The sequence below is a fragment of the Hymenobacter sp. M1-2 genome (genome assembly GCF_057808495.1).
The window spans coordinates 83,538-103,215 of sequence record NZ_JBTYZO010000004.1 but is presented as its reverse complement, the minus strand read 5'-3'; the positions used below and the strand labels follow the sequence as shown (position 1 = coordinate 103,215).

Sequence of the window (19,678 nt, the reverse complement as noted above, 5' to 3'; positions counted from 1 at the left end):
AGTTTTATGCGTTGCGCAGGAAGTGGACGGAGTTGGGGCAGACCAGCGTAAATGCTCGTTGGTGTGCGTTGAGTAATTGAGATTCGACTTACACTGTTTCGGCTTCTTTCAAGGCTTTGCGCAACGCGGCTAGCTTGTGATGCACTTCCTGTAGTTCGGAGTTGATGTCGGAAGCGGCCACTACCCCCGCGCCAGCCTGGAAATACAATTGCCCGCCGGTGCTCAGGAAGGAGCGAATCATGATGGCGTGGTTGAAGTCGCCATTGAAACCCAGGTGGCCGATGGCACCGCCGTAGTAGCCACGAGCGGTAGGTTCCAGAGCATCGATGAGTTGCATGGCGCGGTGCTTGGGCGCGCCAGAGAGCGTACCAGCCGGGAATGTATCGGCCACCACTTGCAAGGGGCTGGCGTCGGGCGCCAACGTTGCTTTTACCTCGCTCACCAAGTGAATAACGTGCGAGTAGAACTGAATTTCGCGGAAGGTTTTCACCTCTACCTGGTCGCCGTGGCGGGCCAGGTCGTTGCGGGCGAGGTCCACCAGCATCACGTGCTCGGCGTTTTCCTTGGGGTCTTCAGCCAGCTTTCGCGCCAGCGCGGCGTCTTCAGCGTCGTGGCCGGTGCGACGGAAAGTGCCGGCAATGGGGAATAGGCTGGCTTGGCGGCCTTTTATGAGCAGTTGGGTTTCGGGCGAAGAGCCGAAGATCTTGAAGCTGCCGTAATCGAAGTAGAACAGGTACGGCGACGGATTAATAGAGCGCAACGCCCGGTACACATTGAATTCGTCGCCGGTAAAACCCTGCTGGAAACGCCGCGAAAGCACAATCTGAAATACGTCGCCCCGGTGGCAATGCTGGCGGCCAGCGGCCAAGACCCGTAAAAACTCCTCGTCGGTTTGATTGGTTTGCTCCTCCCCCGTCGCCTGGAAGCTGTATTCGGGCAATGAAGGGTTCCGAATCAGATGCACCAGGTGGGTTAGGCCATCGGGGTCTACTTCTTCGCCCGCCAGCGTGTGCTCAAACACGTACAGCTCGTTGCGAAAGTGGTTGACGGCAATTACGTAGCGGTAGGTGCCGTATATGATGTCCGGGATCTGGCCCGCTGGCTGCTTGTCGGCCCGCAGCTCCAGTTCCTCGAAGTACTGCACGCCTTCGTAACCAACGTAGCCAAACAGCCCGCCCGTAATGAAGTCGAACCCCGTGTCCTCGGTGGCGAAGCTCGCTGCAAATTCCTGCAACCGTTCCAGCGCGAGGCCCGGCGAAGCCAGGGTTTCCTTCTCCGTGGTTTCATCCGGCAGCGTCAAGGTCAGTTCCCCGCTGCGCACTTCAAACCGAGCCAGCGGATCAAAAGCCAAGTAGCTAAATGCGTTTTGCTGGCCGTGGTAATCGGAACTTTCCAGCAGCAGGCAGTTGGGGTACCGGTCGCGGAGACGCAGGTAGAGGCCCACGGGCGTAACGGTGTCGGCGAGTACGCGAGTGTGGCGAGTGAGGAGTTGAAAGTGTTTCATAGTGGCGTTGAGGGAGGTTGAACGCCGGACATTAAAAAAGCCCGGCGGGCGGCCGGGCTTGCTGTTTGTTTGCTTGAGCAGAGGTATATGGCTCCACTACGCGCACAGGCTGTCCCGTCCGGATATTCCGTTGGGCCACCACCAAGCTTGCAGCGTCATGTGAGCAGTCATTGCCAATTAGGTCAGTTGAGGCGTTGAGTGGCACAAAGGTAGACTTCGTTTTTTGCCATCCAAATAGATTTTCAACTTTTCAGATGAATTTCTTGCAATGAAAGATAGACAGTATTGCGTTACTGATAATTTGCTTCACTGCTTCACCAGCAACTGAGCACCTGTTTGCTCACCTGCCGACAGCCGCAACACATACTCTCCCTTCGGTAGCTGCCTCACATCAACAGAGTCTCTAAAGCTGATTCTTTTTTTGAGTACTCGTCGGCCAGCTGCTGTTATTTCTAATGTAGTCTTACGACTTGGAACTGGCAATTTCAGCATCAGCTTACGTTGGTCCGGTGTTAGATACGCACTGAACTGTAGGGTCTGGGCTGGTTTGGAAGCACCAGCAGTGACCGGACCATAGAGCCACTGATACGCCGCGGCAAACTCACGCCGCCAGAACCATTCAGCATGTTGGCCATCGGTTTGGGTGGCGTAACGTAAATAGTCAGCAGGCACGCCTCTACCAGCCAGTGAGTCGCGCATAGCTCGCATCAAGGGCACCATTGTTTCGCTCTCCCGCATACCGCTTATAAAGTAAAACCGCGCTTCGGGACGTGGAGCGTGCTGCCGTAAGTAGGCGAATAGTTCTTTCTCCGCAAACCAAAAGGCGGGCGAAAACACGCCTACTTTGCTGTACACCAAAGGGTACTTCAGTGCCGCATAAGCTGATATAAGTCCGCCCATGCTGCTGCCCGCAATTCCAGTGTACTCCCGGCCGGTAAGCGTGCGGTAATTAGCATCCACGTACGGCTTTAGGGTCTGAACCAGGAAGTCGACGTATTGGTCGCCTTGTCCACCACCGTACTTGGCATTTCGCCACGGCGAAAGCTCGTTCAACCGTTCCTGCCCGCCGTTGTCTATGGCCACCACAATACTGCCCGTAGCGTCAAGTCCCTGCTGTTGCAGTTGGCTCAGGGTTTCATCCACGCCCCACTCACCCGAAAAGCTGGTGCAAGCGTCGAACACGTTTTGTCCGTCGTGCAAGTAAAGTACCGGGTAGCGTTTGGCTGTTTCAGTCTCATAGTCGTTGGGCAGGTACACCCAGACACGGCGGTTGCGGCCCAGCTGCGGCATAGCGAATTGGGTGCTAAATAGGCGTACGTTGGGCTGTAGTGCCGTACTTACGCAGGGCTGGCTTGTTCCTCCTAAATCCTTCCAGTTCGCAACCTGAATAGCGAGCGTGGCTGGCTTGCTCCCTATAGTATAAGTCCGATTCTTGATTTCGCTGCCTTGCGCATCGGTTTCCACCTTTGCCCAAGTGCCGCGAGTCACTTTAAACTCTATCGTTCCTACAACGTTTGCCGGCAACTTGGCTTGGTATCTACCGTCTGGACTGCGCTTAAGAATGTATGCTGTACTGCACGGATTCCACTCATTAAAGGAACCTGCCAGGTAGAGCGTATCGGTAGGAGGAGTGTTAGCTGGCACACGACTAATTGAAACTATGCTCTGAGCTGCCATAGTGGTGGGTAGCAGAAGCAACAATTGTAGTGAGAGTAGAAACCTCATGAGCGGCTGGTAATAGTGAGTGTGAACTCACTAGCAAAGTTGTCGACTAAAGCGTTTCAGGGTGCCTACATCTGCCTCTATCAGGAAGAATCCTACACTTCCTGCCTTAAATTCAGTTCCATTTATCTGTATTTTTCCCAGAAAACGGATTTATCTCCGCCAACCATGATAGCACATTAGCACCGATGTATCTCAAACAGAAACTGTGGTGAGCGTCTGCTCACTCAGACGGCCAAGCTACTCATTACAGTAGAAATACAGTTCTAAGATATATCCAAAAAAGAGAGAAATAAAGCAATCTTAAACCTTTAGGCCTACTGGTTCTAAATTGACTTTCCAGTATTTCATGTTTCGAGCAGCAAGAACATATCGGTTGATCTCGGCAAGTTTGCAGCCACTGAACGCAATGTTTATTTAGCAATCTGAGCCAAATATTCAGCACATATTTCTAATGCCTTAACAGCGACTTTTGACAACAGACACCTTGCACCTCAAAATACAGCATCAGCGAGTGCACACACTAATGATCAATATAGCACCGATACTCAACAACAAGCACACACGAGGCGGCTGGCCGGATTTGCCATCAACAAAGCCTTAAAATAGGAGACAAGCTACTTTATATGCTCTGCTTTCCTCTCGCGCTAGTGGTGCTTGTTATCTGGAGAGCAATACATAATCTGATTTCTTTATTTTCAGGCGCTGGTGCAGAACTAGAGTCCAATTATCATTATACCTCTTTCAGGTAGTCAAGCCATTGTATTTGTCAAGCACACTACTTTAAATTGCGTAGTTTCTTAACGATATGGTGATGTTGGACGGTCCTCAAATGAGAAGAAGCAAGCTCCGCCGGCTAGGCCTCGTTTCGTTTGTGCAGCCTTTACATTTTGCCATCAATTCCCACTCCGGCGAATCCGGAAAAGTACATCCCAACCCCCCTAACATTTTTTCAATGAAACAACCCTACCTGGCGAAACTACTGTTTCTGCTGCTGTTTGTATGTACCGGGTTCACCGGTGCATTCGCTCAGACTGGTTCCGTAAGTGGCCGCGTCGTTGATGAGAAGAACGAAGGACTGCCCGGCGTAACCGTCCTCATCGAAGGCACTTCGCTCGGCAACTCCACTAATTCGGACGGCACTTTCTCTATCCAGAGTGTTCCGGCTGGCTCGCAAACGCTGATTATTTCCTTCGTGGGTTTCACTACCTCCCGGATTCCCGTGACCGTGACGGCGGGCCAGAACTCGGCGGTGCCTACCTCCACGCTAAACGAAAACACCACCCTGCTCAACGAGGCAGTAGTGGTGGGCTACGGCACGCAGCGCAGGCAGGATGTAACGGGGGCGGTAGCCACCGTCGATTCGAAAAGTTTCGTGCAAGGCCAAATCACGAACCCAGAACAACTGATTGCTGGTAAAGTAGCAGGCGTGCAAATCACATCTGGCGGCGGTGCTCCTGGTGCAGCTAGTGTTATCCGCATCCGGGGCGGCGCCTCGCTTAATGCCACCAACGACCCATTGATCGTAATCGATGGTGTGCCGGTTGATAATGCTGGTATCAATGGCGCATCCAACGCGTTGAGCCTCATCAATCCCAACGACATCGAGACATACACAGTTCTAAAAGACGCCTCAGCTACTGCGATTTATGGCTCGCGCGCTTCTAACGGGGTTATTCTCATCACCACCAAAAAAGGCTTGCAAGGAGAAAAGCTTACAGTTGCTTTCAACTCGCAGTACTCTCGCTCAAAGCGAGCTAATGAAGTGGATGTGCTCAGCGCAGATGAGTTTCGCGCCATAGTTAATGAGCGTGGCACAACTGACCAAAAAGCACTGTTGGGCACAGCCAACACGGATTGGCAGGACGCTATTTTCCGCTCGGCCTCTACCTACGACAATAACTTGAGCTTGACCGGTTCGGTGGGAAAGCTTCCCTTCCGGGTATCAGGCGGCTATTTAAATCAGGATGGCATTCTCAAAACTACCAGCTTGAAGCGCGTTACGGGGTCCATTAGCTTGACTCCCGTATTGCTCAACGACAATCTGCGCGTGACAATCAATGCTAAAGGCTCACGCATTGATAGCCGCTTCGCTGACGCCGATGCTGCCATCTCTTCCGCCATCAACTTCGATCCTACCAAGCCCATCTATGCCAGCGATAGCAAGTTTGGGGGCTTTTACGAGTGGACCCAAGCCAACGGCGACCCGAACACCCAAGCAACCCGGAATCCGCTAGCAATTCTGGAACAGCGGCGCGACGAAAGCACGGTTGACCGTTTCATCGGCAATGCCCAACTCGATTACAAGCTTCCTTTCTTCCCTGATCTGCGGGCAAATCTGAACCTGGGCTACGACCGTTCGTCGAGCGAAGGAAGCCGTTTCGTAGAGGCTAACTCAGCGCGCGCATTCAGCCGCGGCGGTGAAAATAACACCTACAGCCAAGACCGCTACAACAAGCTGCTCGACTTCTACCTGAATTACAACAAGCAAGCTGGCGGCAGCCGGTTTGATGTAACGGGTGGTTACTCCTACCAGGACTTCATTCGTGAGGATCCCCGGTATCCTGATCTGCGGGCTGATGGCACGGAGTTCGCGCCGGCTCGTCTTTCCTACCCGGATAAAACGCAGTATACGCTCGTATCCTTCTTCGGCCGGGCTAACTATACGCTCAAGGATCGCTACATCCTGACGGCTACGTTTCGGGCGGACGGCACCTCACGCTTCAGCAAAGACAACCGCTGGGGCTACTTCCCCGCCGTGGGTTTGGCGTGGCGCCTGAAGGAAGAATCCTTTCTGAAAGATGTAAGTGTGCTTTCAGAGCTGAAGCTACGCGGCGGTTATGGCATCACTGGTCAGCAGGATCTGGAAGCAGCGGTAGGAAACTATCCTTTCCTCGCCCGCTACACTAACGGCGACGCTGCCGCGCAGGTGCAGTTTGGCAACTCTTTCTTCAGAACCCTCCGTCCTGAAGGTTATAACACCGATCTGAAATGGGAGGAAACAACCACCTTCAACTTCGGCTTAGACTACGGCATTCTGGATAACCGTATCTCTGGCTCGGTTGATGTTTACCAGCGCGAAACCAAAGACTTGTTGTCAGTAGTGGCTTTGGCCGCCGGCTCCAACAACACGAACGAGTTTGCTCGTAACGTTGGTACGCTTGAGAACAACGGTATTGAGGCCGCGCTGAATCTGGTGCCCGTGCGCACGGAAGACTTCAATTGGAACGTCAACTTCAACATTGCCTACAACAAGAACGAAATCACGCAGCTCAATGATGTTGTGGACCCAAACTTTCCGGGCTATCTGGTAGGTGGTATTTCGGGCGGTACCGGCAACAACGTTCAGATCAACTCCGTTGGCTTTCCTGCTAACTCGTTCTACGTGTTCAAACAGGTGTACAACGCCGATGGCAAGCCGATTGAAGGGTTGTATGCTGATTTGAACGGTGATGGCGTCATCACCGACCTCGACAAGTACCGCTACAAATCGGGTAACCCGAAGACCATCCTTGGCTTCAGCTCGAATGCGTCGTACCGCAAGTTTAGCCTCGCCTTCACGCTACGCAGCTACCTCGACAACTACGTGTATAACAACATCTACTCGGACCGGGGCACTTTCCGCAGCCTGTTCGACCCGAATGCTTTCCTGGGTAACGTTTCGCCCAATGCTCTGGAGACTCAGTTCGGCAACAATCAGTATTTCTCCGACTACTACATTGAAAATGCTTCCTTCCTGCGCATGGACAATATTACGGTTGGCTACAACGGTGGTAAACTTTTCAATGAGAAACTAAACTTTGGCTTAACATTCGCTGTTCAGAACGCATTCGTTATAACTGATTATAAGGGCCTTGACCCTGAAATCGTTACGGGCGGTGCCAACACTGCTTCCACGTTCGGTATCGACCGCAACGTTTACCCTCGTCCGCGGACGTTTACAGTGGGACTAAATCTGGGCTTCTAATTGGTACGTAAGTACTTGCAACCATGAAAAAGAACATTCTTCGTAGCCTTGTCGCCCTTGCGGTAGTAGCCAGCTCGTTCGGCGTTTCTTCCTGTGTCAATGACCTCGACAGGGAGCCTTTTTTTGATCCTACTTCCAGTACCGTCTACAACGATCCGGCTAATTACAAGCTTGGCTTGGCTAAACTGTACGCGGGGTTGGCAGTGAGCGGCCAGCAAGGTCCCGCAGGCGCGCCCGACATTCGGGGTATTGACGAAGGCTTCTCGAACTACTTGCGTCAGTATTTCAAGGCGCAGGAATTAACAACTGATGAAGCCATCATCGCCTGGAACGATGGTTCTCTCCCCGACTACAATAAGTTGACCTGGACTTCGAGCAATGAGTTTGTTCGGGCCATGTACAACCGTCTGTACTACCAGATTTCGGTTTGTAACGAATTCATTCGCGAAACAACAGATGCTAAGTTGAGCTCACGGGGTGCTGGGGCAGAAATCGTTGAGGAGGTTAAACGCTTTAGAGCCGAGGCCCGCTTCCTGCGGGCGTTGAGCTATTTCCATGCGTTGGACATGTTTGGCAACGTTCCGTTCGTAACTGACCAGGACGTAATAACGGGCTCCTACTTGCCTAAGCAAACCAATCGCGCGGATTTGTTTGCCTACATCGAGTCTGAATTGAAAGCTATTGATGCAGACCTGGCAGATGCCAGAGCAAACGAATACGGACGGGCCGACAAAGCAGCGGCCTGGACTCTTTTGGCCAAGCTGTATCTGAATGCTCAGGTGTATACGCAGCAGTCGAAAGCTAACGAGGCTGCGCTGTATAGCAAACGAGTAATCGACGCTGGCTATTCCTTGACGCCGGTGTACACCAACTTGTTTCGCACAGATAACAATACGTCGCCGGAAATTATCTTCCCCATCACTTTTGATGGCTTGCGCACGAAGAGTTTCGGTGGCATGACCTTTCTGGTGCACGCTGGTGTGAACAACGATACCATGGACCCGGCTAGCTATGGCATTAATGGTGGTTGGTCCGGGTATCGTGCTAAGTCTTCGCTTGCCGATAAGTTTCCGGATATAACTGGCGCTACTGATGAGCGTGCACGCAATTTTGTGACTACTGGCCACCAGCGGGCAAACACCGATATCTTTAAATTCACTGATGGCTATGCGCTACAGAAATATCGGAATGTAAGCTCAACAGGCGTTAAAGGGTCCGATCCAGCAGGAGATCATCCGGACACCGACTTTCCTATGTTCCGCTTAGCTGATGTACACTTAATGTATGCCGAAGCAGTACTGCGTGGCGGTAGCGGTAGTCGGCCATTGGCTTTGGAGTACGTCAATCTAGTTCGGCAGCGGGCCAAAGCCACTCCAATTACCGATACACAGCTCACCTTGGACTTTATTCTTGATGAGCGTGCCCGCGAATTATACATGGAATGCCACCGCCGCACAGATCTTATCCGCTTTGGCAAGTTCGCGGGTGGCAGCTACATCTGGCCCTGGAAAGGTGGTGTGCGTGAAGGGCGCAGTGTTTCAGATAATTTAAATCTGTTTCCCATTCCTTCTTCAGACATTATTGCCAACCCTAACCTAAAGCAGAACACTGGCTACTAGTCATTTGCTGGCCTAGCTTTCTAAGGCTAGGCCAGCAAAATTTCTGTCCCACCTCCTTCTCTACTTCCATGAAAAACTGGTTCACTCAACTAGCAGGGTTTTGCTCGCTACTGTTCATTTTCTCGGCTTGCGAGAAAGACGAAACAAAAGCCGTACTTAATTTAAGTGCGTCACCGCAATTAACAGCTTCAGCCACGACAGCTAACATCACACCCACAGCTACTAATGACCAAGCAGTAACTTATACTTGGACTCCAGCTGACTTTGGCTACAAGGCAAGTATAACTTATACCCTGCAATTTGCTAAACAGGGTACTGATTTCGCTTCGGTTCAAGAAATTAATGTGGGGCCTGCCCTCACTAAAATGTTTACAGTCGGGGAGTTGAATAACCTGTACAATGGTTTAGACTGCAATATTACTACTGCCGTGCCTACTCGGCTGGATGTGCGGGTGAAAGCCTCTGTTGGCGATAGAGCCGAAGCTGCTTACTCAGCAGTTAGCAACATAACGGCGTCTCCATATCAAGCGCAAACTCTGCCTGCGAACTCGTGGGCAATCATAGGCTCGGCGACTCCAGGGGGCTGGGATCGGGAGACGCCAATGACTTACGATTTCTGTTCGCGTACTTGGAGTGTAACTCTTCCTCTTACCGCCGCCGAATTTAAATTTCGTGCCAACAACAGCTGGGCAGTTAACCTAGGAGATGAAGGAAGCGGAGATCCGGCAACCACTGGTCGTAAACTGGTTTACAATGTTGCTCCTACCCCTAATCCGCCAAACATAGCTGCACCTGCTGCTGGCACCTACACAGTTACGCTGGATGTAAATGCGATGCCAAATCCGGTATTTAGAATAAGAAGGTAATTCAGAACTTTCCGTAAAGTTAAAAAAAGGTCTGCTCAATTAGATGAGCAGACCTTTTTTTAGCAAACAGGCAGTATGCAATCACGCACAGTAAATACATATTGTTCATTCATCTATTTCAATCCAAAATGTATTCAAAACCTCCTGCTTAATTCGAATAAGAACTCTGTCATCCATGGCATTTTCAGTAAAACCACAAATAGAGACGTAAGTGCCGTCTGCAACCACTGAGTCTGTCCTTGAAGGAAGCTTGGGCAAGTAATAGTAGATTGGCGATTATAAGACTGCTGAGAGAGGCAAAAGGCAGCTATTCTCCACGAACGGGTGCTAAGTGAAGCTATAACTACCTGTTGGCTTTGTAAGTGGCTTCTGTAGCTAGTGATACAAGGACCGTTTCCGAAGAATCTTTTACATAAAAAAAGGTGGCCAATTAATTGACCACCTTTTTTATTTTATTCTCAGTGCTTATAGCAATACCACGCGACGGGTAGATGTTTGCTCGCCTACCTGCACTTTCACTAGGTAGGAACCAGCGGCTAGCTTGCCCCGGCTCAGCTCTACGGTACGGGCACCTACTGCCTGCACCCCATTCTGTACCGTGCGAATCGGACGACCTAGTAAATCGGTCAGCAGAATGCTGACGTTCTGGGGCTTGTTGAGCACGCGATAGGCGATGGTTGCATCAGCGGCGCTAGGATTGGGGAATACGCTCAAAGCTAACGCCGCGTCGTCGGCCTGGCGGTTATTGAGGACAGTTACACTGGTTCCAGAACCCACGTTAACAGTAGCAGATTGGGTACCAGGAACAAGGCGGAAATCGGGATCAGTTCCAAGATTAGGCGCGCTTGAAAACGAAGCCGGCAAAGGCCCGGCGTTCTGGGGAATGAAGTCACTAGATACAAACCCGCCATCCTGATTGTTATGTAAAGCAAAGACTCGCAACGCTCCTCCTGTAGTAGGCAGCCCGATAGAGGCACGGCTTACTGAAATTTCCAGGCCAATTGCTGGCACAGCACCAGCACCAGCAACGCCATATCCAGGATTGGCATTTAAATTAGCAGCCGTCCGATAAGCGACTTGTGCTCCATTAAAAACGGTAAATGCTCCCGTTTGTCCAGCTACAGAAGCAACAGCGCCTGTTGCAGCCACGCCAGTGGTACCGCTCAATACAGCAGCACTCGCAGCGGGAGTTGCCCCCCCCGTGTACACTATTCCGTCCACTTGGTATTGTGCGGCGGCGGTAGTGCCTTTGATACCCACAGCCATGTCACCTGCCTGATCTAAGAAGGGGCCAAAGTTTTGGAAGGAGGTATTTACAGCCGGGGCCACAGCTCCTGCGGGCTTAGGCAATCTAGTTCCCACAGGAACACCAGCTACTCCTGGACGCGCGACAAACAACTGCAATGAGTTAGAAATTGTTGCCGGAGTGGCATCATTTTGCAACGTTGCAACCAAGAAAAAGTAAATGTTATTAGCATCGGCAGCAGCATAAAGTGCTAATAGCCCTGCCTCGTTAGTAGGAGACGGCGAAAAGCCCCGAGGCCCATTGTCACGCCCAACCAAAGTGTAGCCTGTTGCGCTTACTTCCGCAGCCGTTAGCTGTCCATCAACAGTGACTTGGGCTTGGGCGGTGAATGAAGCAGCCGTCAGTGCGCCAGCTGCAACCAGAGTAAAGATTTTTTTCATGAAAAAGAGAAGTGGGGAAATGTGAAAAATGAATGATGTCGCGATTTGGAAGTATGTGACATGGCTTCCTTTCGCACGCAGTAAATATAACTTGCCACATCTTAATTCCTACTGGCGGCTGCAACAAAACACTCCCTATCTCTAGGTTTCATCAACTTATCATCGCGTTTTCGGAAAATAATCCATCCGGCTTTGTGGCTTGTATTGGGCCGAGTAGCTTCAAAAGCCATGCTTGCACTTAAATAGGAACGTGAGTGCTTCCTAACCGTTGGCTGCTACCTGTTGGTGTGAAGGCCTGTGCGCGCTTCTCACTAGCAGCCGGCATGTTGGCGTGGCCCGCGCGAAAACGGAACGGTCGAGGATTGATTGTGAAAGTGAGTACTTCCCTTACTTTCGTACCTACTCACATTCCTAACTGGCGACCCGCACGCCTGCATTTCGCCTCAACCTTCTCTTTCACATGATTCTTATTGCTGACGGTGGCTCGACGAAGAGCAGCTGGTGCCAACTCGACGAGAATGGCAACCGTGTTTACTTCAATACTGAAGGGTATAACCCCGACTTTATGAAGACTGAGGCCATTGCGGCTTCACTCGATAAGAACTTGCCTGAACGGCTAATCCGTGCAGAGGTAACGAAGGTCCATTACTATGGAGCGGGCGTGTCGAACGCGAAGAAAGCAGAGATGGTAGCAACGGCAATGCGCCAAATCTTTCCAAACGCCGAAGTCAAAGTTGATCATGATTTGTTGGCGGCGGCGCATGCCCTACTCGGCGACAAACCGGGATTTGGAGCTATTCTCGGTACCGGCACTAATTCTTGCCTCTACGACGGCCAGAAAATCATTCATAATGTCGACTCCCTAGGCTACTTTCTGGGAGATGAGGGTAGCGGCTCGTTCATTGGCAAACGGCTGTTGCGTGATTACCTGCGCGGTTTGTTGCCCGATGGTTTGCAGGACATCTTTTGGAACGAGTTTAAGCTCACCCGGGAAGACATTCTGGATCGGCTCTACAACCAGCCTTTGCCTAACCGTTTTCTAGCCAGCTTCGGCAAGTTCACCTACGACCACAACAACATCAGCTACTGCCGCGAGATTGTGTTGCAAGGATTCGAAACGTTCTTCGATAACATCGTGGCGCACTATCCTAATTACCAGGACTACAGTTTCAATTGCGTAGGATCGGTGGCTTACAACTTCCGCGACGCCCTGGCCGAAGTAGCCCGTAACCACGGCATGGAAGTCGGTAAAATTATCCGCTCTCCTATCGACGACCTTGTAAGTTATCACGAGAGTAAATAGGCTGATAGCGCCCTTGAGGTGAGTTAGTTACTCGCAAATCTGTCTCGTCTTTCGTTCTTGTTTGCCACAAAAAAGGGCCGCTTCCTATTGGAGGCGGCCCTTTTTATGGTCAGTTAGACAGTTTAGTGCTGTACTACCACGCGTGTAGTCTGCATGAGCTGGCCAGTGCTGAGGCGCACAATGTAGACCCCATTGGCAAGGTCTTGCACGGGTATCTGTATCTGATGTGCTCCTGCTGGCTGCTTAGTGCTAGCCTTGATAGTGCGCACGGTAGCTCCTAATACGTTCTGCACCGTCACGATAACGGGCGAAGTGTTCGTCAGCTCGTAGCGCAGGGTTGCGGTAGTGCTAGTTGGGTTGGGGGCGGCTGTCAGACGCAGAGCATCGGTAGAACGGGGACGGGTGCTGAGTACGTTGTCTTTTTTAATGAGTCGCGAAGTGTACACGGCATATGCACCGGGCTGCAGCGAAATAGGCGCCGTAGCGTTGGTCACCGTGATACTGTCGCCGGTGAGGTAGTTGTACCATTTGCCCGTACCCTGGAATTCGGGGTTCACGTCTTGAGCCGTCACGTCGAAATTGCCGATTACGGTTACGTTGAGGCGGGGGCTGCTGAGGTGAATGGTTTTCGTAGCGCCTCCCACCTGCTGCGTGAAAGTGCCTGTTTCGAACACTGGGTCTATCTTCTTCAGGGTAATGAGGTAGCGGTACACGTCGTAGAGCTTACGGCGGGCGGGCTCTTGATAGTAATTCCAGCGAATTGGCTTATTGCCTACCCGTCCATTGAAATCGATGCTCACATCGTAGCCCACTTCGCCGAACTGCCACACCATTTTGGGGCCGGGCACGGTGAAGAAGAAGGCGGCGGCGGCTTCGCTGCGCGCCAAAGCAGTGGTCAAGTCACGTGGGTTGTGAGCGGGATTCAGCTGATTGCCGAAGGTGAGGTTCTTATACATCTGGCGCTCTTCGTCGTGGCTTTCCATGTAGGTTACCAGGTTCGGATTATTCCAGTTGCGCGCGCCGTAGTAGCCACCGCTGAAATTGGAAGAGCCGATGAAACCCATAGTAGCTTCGCTGTATGCGCCATTCAAATTACCCCACAGCATCATGCCAGCGTCGGCTAGCACTTTCTCCTCCGTATTGTCGGCGAAGTGCTCCAGAATGCAGTACACGTTGGGGTCAATGGCAGTAAGCTGGCCGTAAATGCGGTTCCAGATGTTGATGCGCGACTGGTCATACTGCCCCCACTGAGCCACATTGCCCCCAGAATTTACCTGCGTGAAGCCTTTGCTCAGGTCGAAACGGTAACCGTCGATCTTATATTCCTGCAACCAGTGTTCGTTTACTTTCTGTACGAAATATTGCGTGAAAGCACTCTCGTGGTTGAAGTCGTAGCACACGTTGAAAGGGTGCGTAGCATCTTGATTGAACCAGGGCGAGTTAGCAGTGGGCTTACCAGCAACACCATCGAAGTACATCTGCACCATGGGGCTCTGGCCGCAGGAATGGTTGAGCACCATATCCATGATAACGGCAATGCCCCGGCGGTGGCACTCATCGATGAAGCGCTTCAGCTCATTCTTCGTGCCGTAATACTTATCGGGAGCGAAGTAAAAGGAAGGGTTGTAGCCCCAACTTTCGTTGCCCTCAAATTCATTGAAAGGCATCAGTTCAATGGCATTTACCCCGAGGCGCTGCAAGTAATTGAGTGTGTCGCGGAGGGTTTCGTAGTCGTGGCGAGCTACGAAATCGCGCACCAGCAGTTCATAAATAACCAAGTCCGTCTTCTTAGGCTTCTGGAAGTTGGTGGTCTGCCACTGGTAGGGCGTCTGGTTGGTTTGCAGCACCGATACAATGCCCGTCGTGCGGCCCGTCGGATAGGGCTTCAAGTTGGGGTAGGTAACGGCCGGAATAAATCGGTCGCTGTTGGGGTCGAGTACCTTTTCCGTGTACGGGTCAGCGATACGTAACGTGCCGTCCACAAGGTATTGGTAGGCATACTCTTGGCCGGGCGTGAGTCCATTTATCTGAATCCACCAGCGGTTACCGTCCGGGGTCTTATTCATGAGCCCGGCATTTTCTATCTGCCAGTTGTTCCATTCGCCAAGCGCGTACACAAATTGCTTGTTGGGCGCAGTCAGGTTCAGCAGTACAGAAGTGCCCCCGTTCAGGTAAGTCACGCCGTCTTTAGCGCCGGCAGGTAGCGCGGCGACGTTCACGGTGGGACGCACCAGGAAAATCAGTGAGTCGGAGGCTTGGTCGGTGCCGCTGCTAGCTACAATCTTCACCACATTGCGCCCCATCTGGCTTGCCGTTACGGTGCCGCTGAGGGTAGTGACATTGGCTTGCTGCGTTACTAGCGCGTTGTTCAGGTACAGCGACATCGTGGTGCTGGCCGAAGCCGTAGCACTGACGGCGATTTGCTCGTTGAGGTTGACGAACAGCGGGTTGCCACCGGTTGGCGGAGCTGGGTTCGTGATACGAACTACAAGGCCCGCTCCCTGCTGAATGTCCACGAAAATGTCGCCACTGGGTCCGCGGCCCACAATGCTGCCATCGGCATTCTTGAAGATCATGCCCAAGCGCAGCATTTGCTCACTAGCTGGTACGCCGTAGAAGGTGCGCGGCGTGAAGCTGATGTGATACAGGTTGGGGTTAGTAGCATCGCGCGTCATTTGCGCGGCCGGGTCGGCTTGGCTAAAGGATGGACTCTTCACGTACTTCCAGTCGGAAGGGGACGTGCTGAGGTTGGTGATAACGCCGGTCCAGATGTATACGGGGCCAGTGAAACCGGCTAATGCTCCATTGCCTTGGGAGGCATCGTAGGTGAGCGTAATGGGCGTGGTATCTTGGAAAAAAACCGGCTGGGTCGTGACCACCTGGGCCCGCAAAACCGGCATTCCGGCTAGCAACGCCACAAGACTGAGCAACAGTCGAAGTGCTTTCATGAAGAGTGAGATTGGGAATTTTGGGGAAAAGAAAACGCGCGTACTAGTGCCCTATTGACCAATAATAAGATTATCTATCTCTCAATCAGTGCAAGAGGGCATTAAAGATACATTGTCACTAGGGATACAGCCAAACAGTAAAGTGCATTTATTGTAGCTTTAAGCCCCTTTTAATCTTCACTTCGCTGCCGCAGCCACCAATGCTATTTTTTTGCTTGCTCTCTTGGTCGGCCTTATGGCTACGCCGCTGCGGTGTACTAGCGGGAGCAACAATTCTTCCACTGCTAGCAGAAGCGCAGGTCCCGTTGACTTCGGCCGTGCCGTATGCCTTCGATCCAGCCTACTCAAAACCCGCGTCAGCATCTATATTACTTGCGGCAGCTGATAGCAGCCGCTTAAGTGGTCGGTTGCCGCTGCTGGCGGGCGGACTGGCTGTTACGTACACGGGCTCTCTGTACTTGCTTAGCAAGGGCTGGTATACTGGCGAACGAGTACCGCTCCACTGGTTCAACGATCTGCAAGAGTGGAAACAGCTAGACAAAGCCGGGCATTTCTGGGGGGCGTTTCACGAGAGCCGCGGCGCCGTGGATATGCTGCGCTGGGCCGGGGTACCCGACCGGCGTGCCATCTGGTACGGCGGCTTCGTAGGCTTTTTGCTGCAAAGTCCCATTGAGCTGCTCGACGGCCGTGACCCGGCTTACGGAGCTTCGGCAACTGATTTAGCGGCGAATTTTTTGGGCTCAGCGGGTCTTATTGGGCAGCAGCTAGCGTGGGGCGAAGTGCGCATTATGCCCAAATATTCCTTCCATACGACGCGCTACGCTAAGCTGCGCCCCAACATATTAGGCCGCAGCCTCGCCGAGCAAACGCTCAAGGACTACAACGGCCAGACTTATTGGCTTTGCGCCGATGTGGGCGCCTGGCTGCCAGCTGCTTCGCGCTGGCCCCGCTGGCTCCAACCGGCCGTGGGCTACGGGGCGCAGGAAATGGTGTACAACGACCCCGCCACCAACGCTGCCGCAGGTCTACGCTCCTACCGCCAGTATTACCTAAGTCTTGATATAGACCTGCGCCGCATTCCAACTCATAGCAAGCTGCTACGGCGCGTATTTTACGTGGCTAGTATTTTTCACCTGCCTGCTCCTGCTTTGGAGTGGAACAAGCGGCGCGGATTAGTCGCGCATGGGCTGTATTACTGATGCATGTTTTCTGCTGTGGCAGCTAGTAGTGAGCGATATTCATTCTCTATGCCGGACAAGCTAAGGGCACCTATTTTTAGGAAGGCACGCTTTAGCTGCTCATCACCAACCCCAGACTTTTTCGACCTGATACCGGTGAGTTGGCAGACAGCTTGTGGCTTCAGGCTGAAGCGCTACTGAGCACGGCGAAACACAGTTTCATGCTTGGGATGTTGGATGGGTTTGACTTCCGCAGAAAGCAAAATATCACCGCCTCGCGCAAAGCACCGAACTCTGGGCTATTTTTGCTCTTTGTTTTAATTCGCACCCATTGCCTGACTGATATGAATGTAGGAGACCGAGTACGCCTGCTAACTGGCCGCGAGCAAGGCATCATCACCCGCCTACTCAGCGACGAACTAGTAGAAGTTGCCATCGATAATGATTTCACTATTCCGGTGCTGCGCCGGGAAGTGGTAGTGGTAGCCGCCGAGGAGCAAAAAGCTTTCGGCATATCTTCCCAGGGCCCCGTAGCACCGCGCGACGTAGCCAAAGCGGCCAAGGCTGCCAAATCAGCGAAAGCAGCCCAGCCAGCCGCCGCGCAAGCTGCCACGTTTCCCGCCCGCAGCGGGGCCGAGCAGCCTACCCCGCCCAAAGCCTCTGTACCCCAGCCCGCTCCCAAAGGCCTTTATCTAGCCCTGAGCCACCAGTCGCCGGAGCTGCTATCCGTGCACCTCATCAACAACACCGATACCGACGTGCTGTATACCTACGGCGAGGAGAGGCGCGAGCAGTACCGGGGCTTGTCGTCGGATAAGCTGGGGCCGAAGGCCGTAAGCGCGGCGCTGGCCCACGTGCACCTCAAGGATTTCGACCAGTGGCCAGCCGTAGTAGTGCAGCTGCTCCCCCACCAAGTGAACGGCACATCAGCCTACGAATTGATTACAAAGCGCACCCAGTTCCGAGCCAGCAGCTTCTACACCAGCCGCCGCGAAGCTCCCGTGCTCAAGCAGGACGCCTACCTGTTTCAGCTCGACGAAAAGCCCGCCGCGCCCATTGCCCCCGCGAAGCTGGCCGAAACCCTGCAAGCGCAGCTCAGCGGCAACGCGCCCGCCAAGCCAGCCGCCGTAGCCCCAATACCGGAGCCCGCCAAGGCCATCGTGCCCCCGCCGCATGAGGTAGACCTGCACTTGGAAGCTCTACAGCCGGAAGGACCTCAAGACCTTTCCAACACGGCTATTCTCAAGCTCCAGCTCGAAGCTTTTGAAGATGCCTTGAGCCGCGCCCTGGCCACCAACATGCACGAAATCGTCTTCATTCATGGCTCGGGCAGCGGCACGCTCCGCAAAGAAATCCACAAGCTGCTGAGCCGCAACAAAGACATCAAGTTCTTCGAGGATTCCCGCAAGGAGAAGTTCGGTTATGGCGCTACGCTGGTCCGGCTGAAGTAAGCTTCACCTAGCTAACTCCAGTTGCTTAGTAGCCGCATAGCGGCTTAAGGCTTGTAGAAACCCAAGCCTAAAATGCCCCGCGCCGCGTAGCGGTGCCAGATCGTCTGGCGTCCCTGGCGCCGCTACGCGGCGCTACCTCGAACCGACTCGAGGCTACAAACCTGCCGCCGCTACGCGGCTACGCCGCAACTTGGGGTGAGCTTGTTTCTGTTAGCTTTTCCGCACAGCTGCTTCTCGAAAGCCCCGCAGGGGCGACATATCGGTAGTAAAAGGATAGTGAGAAATTAAGCCCCAGCGGGGTGGCACCCTGTAAGGCAGTCTAGAAGTGTCGCCCCGCTAGGGCTTTAGAACATTATAGATTACGGGGTTACTACCGATATGCCGCCCCTCTGGGGCTTTCGATAGCCGCCTTACATCCTAATCATTTTAACTTGTCCTGTCCTCCTTGTTCTAATAGCCGCTAGACCAAGGAGGGCAATGTGGTTGCTTCCTCACTTTATTATCAGCATGTACGACCTTATCGGCGACATTCACGGCCATGCCCCGGAGCTGCGGGCCTTGCTCACGAAATTGGAATACACGGAGCAGCAAGGCGTGTACCGCCACCCTACGCGGCAGGTTATTTTCGTGGGTGATTTCGTGGACCGGGGGCCGCGCATCCGAGAAACGCTGCAACTAGTGCGGGGCATGGTAGACGGCGGGGCGGCCCTGGCCGTGATGGGCAACCACGAGTACAACGCCATCTGCTTCCACGAAGAGCACCCGCGCGGCGGCCACTTGCGGCCACATATTCCGCGCAACATCTTCCAGCACCTACGCACTTTGCAAGAGTTTTCGAGCCGCGAAGGCTGGGCCGAATGGCAGGACTATATCCGGTGGTTCAAGACGCTGCCGCTGTTTCTGGAGCTGCCCGGCCTGCGCGTTGTCCACGCCTGCTGGGACCCGCGCCACATTGCCTTCCTGCGCCAGCGTCTCCCTGATGCCCGTCTCACTGAAGACTTTCTGCTCCGTAGCGCCACTCGCGGCACCGCCGAGTACCTGGCCGTAGAAGACACGCTTAAAGGCAAAGAAGTGGACCTCCCCACCGGCGTGCAGTTCCATGACAAAGACGGCAACGTCCGCACCAAAATGCGCACCCGTTGGTGGCAAAACCCCACCAACTGCACCTACGCCGACTACTACCTGGAATCCGTAGAGGCCTTGAACGCCCTTCCGGTAGATGTGGACGCGCTAACTGAAATCTGGCATTACCAGGACGCCGTTCCCGTGTTTTTCGGCCACTATTGGCTTCGGGGCACTCCCCAGCTGCTCAGCCCACACGCCGTCTGCCTCGACTATAGTGTAGCTAAAGAGGGAGACTTGGTAGCCTACCGCTGGCACGGGGAGCAGGAGCTGACGCCAACTGGCTTGGTAACCGTGTAGCTCGGGATTTGA

At 53.3% G+C, this 19,678-nt stretch carries 11 protein-coding genes; 7 read left to right on the top strand and 4 right to left on the bottom strand.

Annotation, left to right across the window (positions count from 1 at the left end; genetic code table 11):
- Positions 1 to 88 precede the first annotated feature (88 nt).
- Positions 89 to 1,504 carry an anthranilate synthase component I family protein gene (locus ACYSMN_RS05580; protein WP_488922864.1) on the bottom strand — a complete coding sequence of 472 codons (1,416 nt, stop codon included), beginning with the start codon at positions 1,502 to 1,504 and terminating at the stop codon, positions 89 to 91.
- 306 nt (positions 1,505 to 1,810) lie between these two features.
- Positions 1,811 to 2,794: an alpha/beta hydrolase-fold protein gene (locus tag ACYSMN_RS05575; RefSeq protein WP_488922863.1), complete on the bottom strand. Its 984-nt coding sequence runs from the start codon at positions 2,792 to 2,794 to the stop codon at positions 1,811 to 1,813.
- Positions 2,795 to 4,181: 1,387 nt separating this feature from the next.
- Between ACYSMN_RS05575 and ACYSMN_RS05570 the strand changes: the two genes are divergently transcribed.
- From ACYSMN_RS05570 to ACYSMN_RS05560, 3 genes are all read left to right on the top strand, one after another.
- A complete protein-coding gene (locus ACYSMN_RS05570) occupies positions 4,182 to 7,193 on the top strand; it encodes a SusC/RagA family TonB-linked outer membrane protein (protein ID WP_488922862.1) in 3,012 nt (1,003 codons plus the stop codon).
- Between the two features lie 23 nt (positions 7,194 to 7,216).
- Positions 7,217 to 8,812: a RagB/SusD family nutrient uptake outer membrane protein gene (locus ACYSMN_RS05565; protein ID WP_488922861.1), complete on the top strand. Its 1,596-nt coding sequence runs from the start codon at positions 7,217 to 7,219 to the stop codon at positions 8,810 to 8,812.
- Positions 8,813 to 8,880: 68 nt separating this feature from the next.
- On the top strand, positions 8,881 to 9,678 hold the full coding sequence (locus ACYSMN_RS05560) for a SusE domain-containing protein (RefSeq protein ID WP_488922860.1): 798 nt from the start codon (positions 8,881 to 8,883) through the stop codon (positions 9,676 to 9,678).
- 465 nt (positions 9,679 to 10,143) lie between these two features.
- Here the strand turns inward: ACYSMN_RS05560 and ACYSMN_RS05555 are convergent, their stop codons facing one another.
- Positions 10,144 to 11,364: a T9SS type A sorting domain-containing protein gene (locus ACYSMN_RS05555; RefSeq protein ID WP_488922859.1), complete on the bottom strand. Its 1,221-nt coding sequence runs from the start codon at positions 11,362 to 11,364 to the stop codon at positions 10,144 to 10,146.
- Positions 11,365 to 11,824: 460 nt separating this feature from the next.
- Between ACYSMN_RS05555 and ACYSMN_RS05550 the strand changes: the two genes are divergently transcribed.
- Positions 11,825 to 12,667 (top strand): N-acetylglucosamine kinase, encoded by an 843-nt coding sequence (locus ACYSMN_RS05550; RefSeq protein ID WP_488922858.1) that lies wholly within the window; start codon positions 11,825 to 11,827, stop codon positions 12,665 to 12,667.
- A gap of 122 nt (positions 12,668 to 12,789) precedes the next feature.
- On the opposite strand, the gene ACYSMN_RS05545 is transcribed toward ACYSMN_RS05550, so the two are convergent.
- Positions 12,790 to 15,615 (bottom strand): alpha-amylase family glycosyl hydrolase, encoded by a 2,826-nt coding sequence (locus ACYSMN_RS05545; RefSeq protein ID WP_488922857.1) that lies wholly within the window; start codon positions 15,613 to 15,615, stop codon positions 12,790 to 12,792.
- Positions 15,616 to 16,022: 407 nt separating this feature from the next.
- Between ACYSMN_RS05545 and ACYSMN_RS05540 the strand changes: the two genes are divergently transcribed.
- The 3 genes from ACYSMN_RS05540 (at position 16,023) to ACYSMN_RS05530 (ending at position 19,666) form a co-directional block, all read left to right on the top strand.
- The gene (locus ACYSMN_RS05540; protein WP_488922856.1) at positions 16,023 to 16,814 is read left to right on the top strand and encodes a DUF2279 domain-containing protein; all 792 of its coding nucleotides are present in this window, start codon (positions 16,023 to 16,025) and stop codon (positions 16,812 to 16,814) included.
- A gap of 323 nt (positions 16,815 to 17,137) precedes the next feature.
- Positions 17,138 to 18,244, top strand: a complete 1,107-nt coding sequence (locus ACYSMN_RS05535; protein WP_488922855.1) for a Smr/MutS family protein — start codon at positions 17,138 to 17,140, stop codon at positions 18,242 to 18,244.
- Positions 18,245 to 18,751: 507 nt separating this feature from the next.
- Entirely contained in the window at positions 18,752 to 19,666 is a 915-nt protein-coding gene (locus ACYSMN_RS05530; RefSeq protein WP_488922854.1) for a metallophosphoesterase, read from the top strand.
- Positions 19,667 to 19,678 lie beyond the last annotated feature (12 nt).